This window comes from Arthrobacter ginsengisoli, assembly GCF_031456935.1.
Classification (GTDB): Bacteria; Actinomycetota; Actinomycetes; order Actinomycetales; family Micrococcaceae; genus Arthrobacter; species Arthrobacter ginsengisoli.
The window spans coordinates 1-7,644 of the sequence record NZ_JAVDVQ010000049.1; the positions used below are offsets into that span (position 1 = coordinate 1).

General features: G+C 61.9%; 7 protein-coding genes and 1 pseudogene. 2 read left to right on the plus strand and 6 right to left on the minus strand.

The window, feature by feature from the left end; all coding sequences use genetic code 11:
* Positions 1–95 precede the first annotated feature (95 nt).
* The 4 genes and pseudogenes from J2X01_RS21660 to J2X01_RS21675 all read right to left on the minus strand — a co-directional run.
* Positions 96–1,117 (minus strand): annotated as a pseudogene (locus J2X01_RS21660) (glycogen debranching N-terminal domain-containing protein); the annotation flags it as partial.
* 298 nt (positions 1,118–1,415) lie between these two features.
* The gene (locus J2X01_RS21665) at positions 1,416–2,795 is read right to left on the minus strand and encodes an MFS transporter (RefSeq protein WP_310062532.1); all 1,380 of its coding nucleotides are present in this window, start codon (positions 2,793–2,795) and stop codon (positions 1,416–1,418) included.
* Positions 2,796–3,376: 581 nt separating this feature from the next.
* Complete coding sequence (locus J2X01_RS21670) at positions 3,377–3,649, minus strand: FAD-dependent monooxygenase (protein ID WP_310062535.1); 273 nt, start codon at positions 3,647–3,649, stop codon at positions 3,377–3,379.
* A gap of 679 nt (positions 3,650–4,328) precedes the next feature.
* Positions 4,329–5,555 carry an ATP-binding protein gene (locus J2X01_RS21675; protein ID WP_310062538.1) on the minus strand — a complete coding sequence of 409 codons (1,227 nt, stop codon included), beginning with the start codon at positions 5,553–5,555 and terminating at the stop codon, positions 4,329–4,331.
* Positions 5,556–5,929: 374 nt separating this feature from the next.
* On the opposite strand from J2X01_RS21675, the gene J2X01_RS21680 reads away from it, so the two are divergent.
* Complete coding sequence (locus J2X01_RS21680; protein WP_310062540.1) at positions 5,930–6,256, plus strand: hypothetical protein; 327 nt, start codon at positions 5,930–5,932, stop codon at positions 6,254–6,256.
* Between the two features lie 80 nt (positions 6,257–6,336).
* Here J2X01_RS21680 and J2X01_RS21685 read toward each other — a convergent pair whose 3' ends face one another.
* Positions 6,337–6,639, minus strand: a complete 303-nt coding sequence (locus J2X01_RS21685; RefSeq protein ID WP_310062543.1) for a DUF4193 domain-containing protein — start codon at positions 6,637–6,639, stop codon at positions 6,337–6,339.
* Between the two features lie 180 nt (positions 6,640–6,819).
* On the opposite strand from J2X01_RS21685, the gene J2X01_RS21690 reads away from it, so the two are divergent.
* Positions 6,820–7,269 carry a hypothetical protein gene (locus J2X01_RS21690; protein WP_310062546.1) on the plus strand — a complete coding sequence of 150 codons (450 nt, stop codon included), beginning with the start codon at positions 6,820–6,822 and terminating at the stop codon, positions 7,267–7,269.
* Positions 7,270–7,434: 165 nt separating this feature from the next.
* Here the strand turns inward: J2X01_RS21690 and J2X01_RS21695 are convergent.
* Positions 7,435–7,644: IclR family transcriptional regulator domain-containing protein (locus tag J2X01_RS21695; protein ID WP_310062549.1), on the minus strand; the 210-nt coding region annotated here is incomplete at its 5' end.

The following is a 7,644-nucleotide window of genomic DNA, read 5'->3' on the forward strand; positions in this document are numbered from 1 at the left end:
GAGGTTTTTCAATGAGGCAACGAAGCGGTCAACCGGAGGTTTTTAGATGAGGCAACGAATCACCTTCCCGGAGGTATTGCAATGAGGCAACAGGGACCGCTGGAGACGCCGAGCCGGACCTCGTGCAGGATCTTCCCCGGTTCCTCCTCGCTCATCGGGTCCAAGACCTGGCCCTGGCGGTCGGCCAGCGTCTGCAGCGTGCCCAGGGCCAGGGACGGGTCCACGGGCAGAGCCATCTCCGAGGCCCAGAGTGAGTCGCGGCCGAACAGGGTCATGAACCAGGGCGCTCCGGCGGCGACCACCACCCGGTCCGGATGGTCGGGGTCTTCGATCCTGAGCGCGCCCAGATCGTCGTAGCTGCGCTGCAGGGTCCGTTCGATGGAACCGTTGCCCATCTGCAGCACAGGAATCCTCGCCACCCACTCCATCCGGCGCCGGTCCCGCGGAGACATATCTCCCGGTGCCGGATGAACAAACGGTGCAGCCGGGCCGGTTCCGTCCACGGCAGGCACCACGCTCAGCACGGTGCTCCAGTGGCCGTGCGGACAACTGTGCGATATGTCAAGGCGTCCGCACCAACATGATCGGCGCCGTCGGCGTTGATGACGATCCCCTTGCGGGCATCCTGCCAAGTGCCCCTGATCGTCAGCGAACCTGCGTCCGGCTGCCGGGTTTCATCCCAGTGCCGGAGGATGCGCGCCTCCTGGACCTCGAACAGATCGGCAAATCCGCTTCGACGCTGAGCGAGACCACGCATTCGACAGGATCCAGAGAGTAGTTCCGTACCGTAATCTCCTCTGTGATGCCGACACCCACCTCGCGCAGCCGCTCCACAAGCAGCGGGCTGTCCGCATACCCGTCAGAACGGGCAACACGGCCGGGCGAACAACGCCCGGTAGGGTTCCTTCGTTTCCGCCGCCAACGGCTCCAGCAGCTGGCCGTTGACGGTGAGGTTCCAGCGGGACAGGATGCGCGTGTCCTGGAAGAAGACCCCGTGCGGGAGTTCGGGTTGGATGTCCCCATTCGGCAGCGAGATGCAGAAGGATGAACCTTCCACCAACGTGATTGTCCCGGCGCCCAGTGGCCCGGCCGCCGTATCGGCATTCCATCCAGCCATTTCCGGCTCCTCGAACGGATTGGCACCATACTGCCAGTGTGCCGGTCCTTGGTCAGGCTGCGACCACCGCTGTCGTTTTATTCGAACGCTACGCCCGTCGGTTCACGGTTGCCAGAGCAGGGCCTCTAAGGGTCACGAAAGAGTTGAATATGGCGGCAATGAGCAGGCCAGGTTACTCAAGCCGTCCCTTTCATCCACCGGCGGATCTGTGCCATGCGATCGGCCGCGGCATGGCCAGCCGCTGTCCGGACCTACACAGGTCCGGACGGCAGCCGACCATTTTACTTGCCCTGGGGCCTCAGGCCCCGGGCAACGATCTTGAGGCCACGGCGTGCGCACGTTTTGCGGGCACGGGGTCGTCGTGGTAGCGGCGCAGAGGCCGTCCTGCGGTCTCGGGCATGAGGAAGGTGGCGACGAGGAATGATGCGACGGCGATGGTTGCGACGTAGATCGCCGGGGAGAGCGAGTATCCGGTTCCCGCGACAAGCCACGTTGCCAGGAAGGGTGCGGTACCGCCGAATACGGCGTAGGTGATGTTGTAACAGGCGCCTGATGCCGCGAAGCGCACGTCGGTCGAGAACATTTCCGACATCAGGACCGAGGTCACCACGTTAGCGGTCACGGCGCCGAGTCCTATGAGCAGTTGGCTGGCAACGGCGGTTGCGAACGTTCCCTGTTCGGCGATCATGTACGCCGGAATGGTGAGGATGGCCAGGAGGCCGGCGGCGGTCTGCATGGTGCGGCGGCGCCCTATGCGATCCGAGACACGGCCCATGACGGGGGCCAGCGCCGTTGCAAGGGTCAGCGAGATCAAGCTCGAGAACAGGGCAAGGTGCGGGGGCAGGCCGACCACCTTGATCAGGAAGGTCGACATGTACGTGGAGTAAATGTAGAAGGAGAGCGCCGTGAGCATCACGAACCCGCCCAGGCGCAGCATCGCGGGCCACTGGGTGCGGAAGACGACTCCCAAAGACGGGGCGGGCCGGGCGGCGGAATCATCGATCATCGCCTGGAACTCGGGGGACTCGTGGAGTTTGGCGCGAATGTAGAAGGCGATCAGGCCCATCGGTACTGACAGCAGGAAGAGGATGCGCCAGCCCCAATCGCCCATGGCCTCGGGGGGCAGGATGAAGCTGAGCAGCGCGCCGAGTCCAGCGGCGAGGGCGAATGAGGAGAACGTCGCCGCGGACATGGCGGACGAGTAGCGTGCCCTGTGCCTGTCGGGGCTGTGCTCGACGACGTAGATGGTGGCGCCCGCGTATTCGCCGCCGGCGGAAAAGCCTTGTAAACACCGGGCAAGCACCAGTAGGACGGCGGCCCAGATGCCGATCGTTTCGTGGCTTGGGATGAGCCCGATTGCGGCCGTGGATCCGGACATGAGCAGGACGGTCAGCACCAGGATCTTTTTACGTCCAAGGCGGTCGCCCAGGCGTCCGAAGAAGATCCCGCCCAAGGGCCGCAGCGCGAACGCGACAGCGAACACGGCGAACGTCTCCAGCAGACCCGTGACCGGATCCGTGGACGAGAAGAAGGTCGCGGCAATATGTGTTGCCATGTAGCCGTAGATGGCGAAGTCGAACCATTCCACCACGGTGCCGGCAAAAGAGGCCCGCACCACCTTACGCAGGCGCTCCGGGCTCACCTTCTCCAGCGAATTGTCTGCAAGATCGCGTTCCATGTTGTCTCCGTTCAGGGGGTGGCGCCAAGACCGCGTTGTGCTGCACTTCCAGCCCCCAACACTGCGGGAAGTGCTTTGCTCATATGATCCAGATCACCGTTGGTCATACAACAACGTATTTCCTGCAGTAGCAACAAGTCAAGGGTTGTTTCATAATTCTTGCTGTCAGACGAGGAGACTTACGGGGATCTGCACTTAGGTCAGGAATTCGCCAGTTGCTCCCGGTCCTTACGGGAGAGGACTCCCTCAGGGCCAGTCTCAAGCTTCATGAGGGAGCACCCGCGGAAGGAATCGCCCTGGCCAAGCAGCCCAGGGCCTGCAAAGGGCGCAAAAGACCTCAAGCCGGAACCCGGGGGCCGACCGGGAAAGGCGCGCCGGCACGGTGCTCCGAAAGCCCTCCAAGCCCGTAACGAAGGTCAGCACGGAGACCACATACCAGTACCTTCGCTGTGCCAGGCCGATGTGACTCGCCCCCTATCGGCCGCGGCCGCCACGTCCGTGGCCGCCGCGGTGGTTACTGGTACGCCGTGCATATTCGATTTCGAACTATTCGAGCTTTCTGAGCAACGGTGTAGGACCGGTCAGATCAAAGTTTTGCGAACGGCCCCGTGAAATTCATTGCGGTCGTAAGCGAAACCCACCGAGCGGATCTGCTCGAGAAGTCCCAAGCGGCCCAGGATGCGGAGGGAGTTGGCCGGCTGGTTAATACCTACCCCCAGGAGCTTGTATTCGGTGCGCCGCTCCGCGATCTCAACATCCACCCCCTGCTGGCCCAGTGCCGCGGCCAAACCGAGTCCGCCGATGCCGCCCCCACGATCAGGACACGTCGAATACCCACCGTGCAGTACCTCCATTGGTTGCTGCGGCGGCTTCGGCCACCGGCTTCCCTCAATGTAGTGAGCTGGCTAATACCACGGAAACAAACAATTAAGATATGTGCTATCGATTTCATCGATGAGAGCCTCAAGTTGGGGCGGCCGTTTCGGCCAACCATGGCCGATGCCGTTCAGGCCTGCTTATTGCCGACTTGGTAGGCTCCCGGGTCACCAGGTGGAGATGAATCTCGAGGTCCGTGGAATCCACACCGGATGCGAGTCGCCGGACTCTACTGGTAAGCGTGCATATTCGAGTTCGAACTATTCGTACCTTCTGAACGGCGCTGCTGGAGCAGGTCTGCTCAAAGTTAAAGGAGGTCGAATTCGGCCTGTGTGTAACCGGACCCAAACTCAGAAAGCCCGGAGAGCCTGGCTGACGGGCGCTGAGTTCGTCCAGTTGGGGCACACCCCAACCTGACGTCAGGCTGCCACTTAAACACCGTCAGAATAGGGGTCCGGAGGGCGTTTCCTAGACGCCCTCGGCGCCACTCTTAGATGCCAATCTGACGGGTTTTACAGCCTGGAGGATGATGCACAGTTCGGGTGAAGACTGATGGATGGTGTGAATCGCAGCGGGGTGTCGTTTCCCGCTGGGACTTGTTGTTCCCGCCCGGTGAATCGCGCCGCACGAGTATTCGACCGGGCCTGGACGGGAGGTTTATTTCTTCGGTTTCGTGCGCCTCTTTTGCACCGGGGGGACGTCCAGGTGCGGGACGGCCCGCAGCATGAAGCGGTCAAAGTGCGGCACGGTGAAGCCCGCGTAGCCGTGGGCGGGCGTATAGAGCAGGCCCATGTTGATGAGTTCGGATCGTGTAGGGGCCAGCTGGGTGGACTCGCGTCCCATGACGGCGGCGACGTCGGCGGCCTTTTGGGAGTCGGGGCCCAGCTGTGCCATGGCGCGCATGTAGGCGATCTGCAGCTGGGTGGCCCTGTCGAGCCGGACGCGGAAGAACGAGGAATCAAGTTTTGCCTCGTAGGCGTCCTTTGCATCCTCAACATCTTCCAAGGTGATGGAGTCGCCGTCTGCGACTGCCCACACCTGGTACCCAAGTTCCTGCACGAAGTACGGGTAGCCTTCAGTGAGGTCGAACGCCCGGACCAGTGCATCGTCCTCGAAGTGCACATGTTCGATGTGCGCCGGCTCGGCCAGGGCTTTCTTGGCATCTTCGAAATCCAGGGATCCGAGTTCCGGGAACTTGAAGAGCCGCTCGGCGTAGGATTTTGCTTCGCCGGCAAGCTCGGCGATCTGCGGCAACCCTGCACCGACAAACGTTACCGGGAGTTTTCTCTGCACCGATTTGTGGATCGCCTGGATGACGGCTTCGAGTTGTGATTGGCTCAGGAACTGGACCTCGTCAAACAGCAGCACCAGGCCCGTCCCGTGCTCCCTGGCGGCTTCGCCGATCGAAACCAGGACGTCCGTCAGGTCCAGGGTAAGACTGCCGTGATCGGCAAATCCTTCGGCGGCGTCGACATCGAGTGACAGGGTCGGGATACCCGAGGAAGGATCGATGGAAAGGCTGAAGGACTGCAGGACCTGGGCAGCCTTCCGTGCCTTGTCTCCCCACTTGGCTCGTGGTGAAATCTGGTAGAGCGCGGCCCGCAGCTGCGAGTAGATAGTCCTGCGGAAGTGGTCGTCATCGTGTTTGCTGGCCTCGAGCTCCAGTACCTTCCATCTGAACTCTTCTGCTATCTGACGGAACTCCCCCAACAAAACGGTTTTGCCCACACCGCGGAGGCCGGTGACGATCATGGATTGATTGGTGCGGCCCTTGTCGAGCCTCCGCAGGAGGATCCGGAAGTCCTCAAGGAGATCGTCACGGCCGATGACAATCTCCGGCGTCGCACCCGCGTTCGGAGTGTAGGGGTTGTTCACTGGATCCATGCCACGAATCTTACAAGATTTACCGCGCTTTATTAGATTCTCATAAAGTCTGTATTTTGCCATAAAGTACGCCGGGGTCGAAGCTTACCCAACGCTGTGCGGCCTGGCTTCAGCGAGTCCCCGGCGTCCTGACAGAACCACTCGTTCCGTGGTTCAACGGACGGATGGAAGCCTTGGATGCTTTCCACGCGTGGGAAAATCCAAACGTTCAACCAGGCCCGGGCAGGCGCTGATCAACAGCGGCGGACGAGGTCGGCCCCGCTCCCCGATGGAACACGCCCACCCTGCTGGTGTTGCCTGGATCACATTTGGTCTATGGTTGGTCGGGGCCGCCACAGCGTCGTGGCGCCCAACATAGAGCGGAGAGAATTTTCGTGACGACAGACAAGCTTCGGGTGCTGGTCCGGGTGGACCTCGACTGCGCAAAGGCCCAGGTTGCCGCGCAGGGTCATGTGACATCCAAAAGCGTCCACGGCCTGTATGCCGTGATGAAGCGCGCCAACTCGCTCACCGCGGACATGACCCTGGAGCTTGATATGACCCGGGCCCGGATCGAGCCCGAGGCGCTGGAAGAACTGCGGGCCTGCTCGAGGTCCCACCATCTGCCGGCCGGCGTCGATCCGCTCCAGTCCGACTACAGGCTGAGCATCCTCGCCCCTGAGACCGCCGCCCTGGCAGCAACGGCTACCCAGGCAGCCTGACCGGCAACAACCAACCCCCCACATCAGGGCAAAAAATCCACGATGAGCCGCCGAATACTGCGTCTTGAGGTATGGATGCCCTACCCGTCGCATTCGCTGCAGTACGGGTGGCCGTTGCTCTCGCGGGCGAGCTGGGACCGGTGCCGGACAAGGAAACAGGAGTAGCAGGTGAACTCGTCCACGGCCTGCGGAACCACCTGAACGATGAGCTCCTCGGCGACGAACTCCCCTCCCGGGGTCAGGGCGTCATCCAGTGCGTCGGCCTCGTCCAGGTCGCGGACAACGCTGCGCGCATCCGGGGCATTCGCGGACTGCAATGCCTCCAAGGAACGGTCCTGGGATTCCTTGACGTCGGAACGGACTTCGTCGTAATCGGTTGCCACTTTAGGTGCTTCTCGTTTCTGACGTTTTCTACGATGTTCTTCTGACGAGACAGCAACGTACACCAACACGCCGCAGTGCATGAGCCGTGGAGCAAGGACCCTCGCTTCCTCTTCCCTTACGACGAGATAGGGCCCCGTGGCGTGCATCGTTGGCTCCAACTCCGGAAGACCTACGGCCGAGTGGTCGGTCCTCTGCTGAATGTTCTTCGCTCCGACGATCGCTGGGGGCACCCGAGTGTGGCCCAGGGTGGCATTGCACTGGAAGCGCTCGGATACCTCATCGACATTGAGAAGAATGGCGGGGCGAACCTCAACAACCGCAAGCAGATGAACTTCAAGCCAGGGCTGCGCGTGATCCTCGGGGATATGAAGGTCAAGCCATTCTCGGACGTCGAGGGCTGGATTGATCGCGCTGACGAAGCCTATATGGGCGCGAAGCACCCTGATCGCCCCGAACCGGACTTCCTCGTGCAGATCAACACCCTTCGCGAGAACCTCCTGGTCCTGCGCTTCTGGATCGGCACCGTGTCCCGGATGGCTTCAAGCCGTGCGCCCATTGCAACTCCTCAATTTTGGCGCTCCTCATTGGGCGCTATAAACAAGCCGTTCCATCGTGGCGTCGGGCCATGAGGGATCTCCATTCGAGCATCGGTGAATGACCCGTATGACGAATTCGGTTCTGCTGCCAGGCGCGGATTCCCGTTGCATCCAAGCAGGGTACGTCGGTGTGGATCTCCAACGTCTGGTTGTGTGGGACTTCGCAGCGTCACCGGTTGCCGTCGCTGGTCGGGGTTTCTAGCCGAGGGAAGATTGTTCTGCGTTTTCTGGCAGGCGTCCGCCCAGGCGTGTGGTGACCTTGTGGGCCGCGGCTGAGCAGGCTTCGCCGAGGCTCTGTAACCTTTCCCGTGATACGCGGAACCGGGGGGCCGGAATGAGGACGCTTGCCACAATGTCGCCGCGGTGGTCGTACACCGGCGCGGCCACGCCGACCTCGTCGATGGATGA

What these genes read in the sequence shown, in the direction of transcription:
- J2X01_RS21675 (WP_310062538.1), bottom strand. Translation starts at nt 5,555, where the DNA reads ATGGATCCAGTGAACAACCCCTACACTCCGAACGCGGGTGCGACGCCG.
- J2X01_RS21665 (WP_310062532.1), bottom strand. Translation starts at nt 2,795, where the DNA reads ATGGAACGCGATCTTGCAGACAATTCGCTGGAGAAGGTGAGCCCGGAG.
- J2X01_RS21670 (WP_310062535.1), bottom strand. Translation starts at nt 3,649, where the DNA reads ATGGAGGTACTGCACGGTGGGTATTCGACGTGTCCTGATCGTGGGGGC.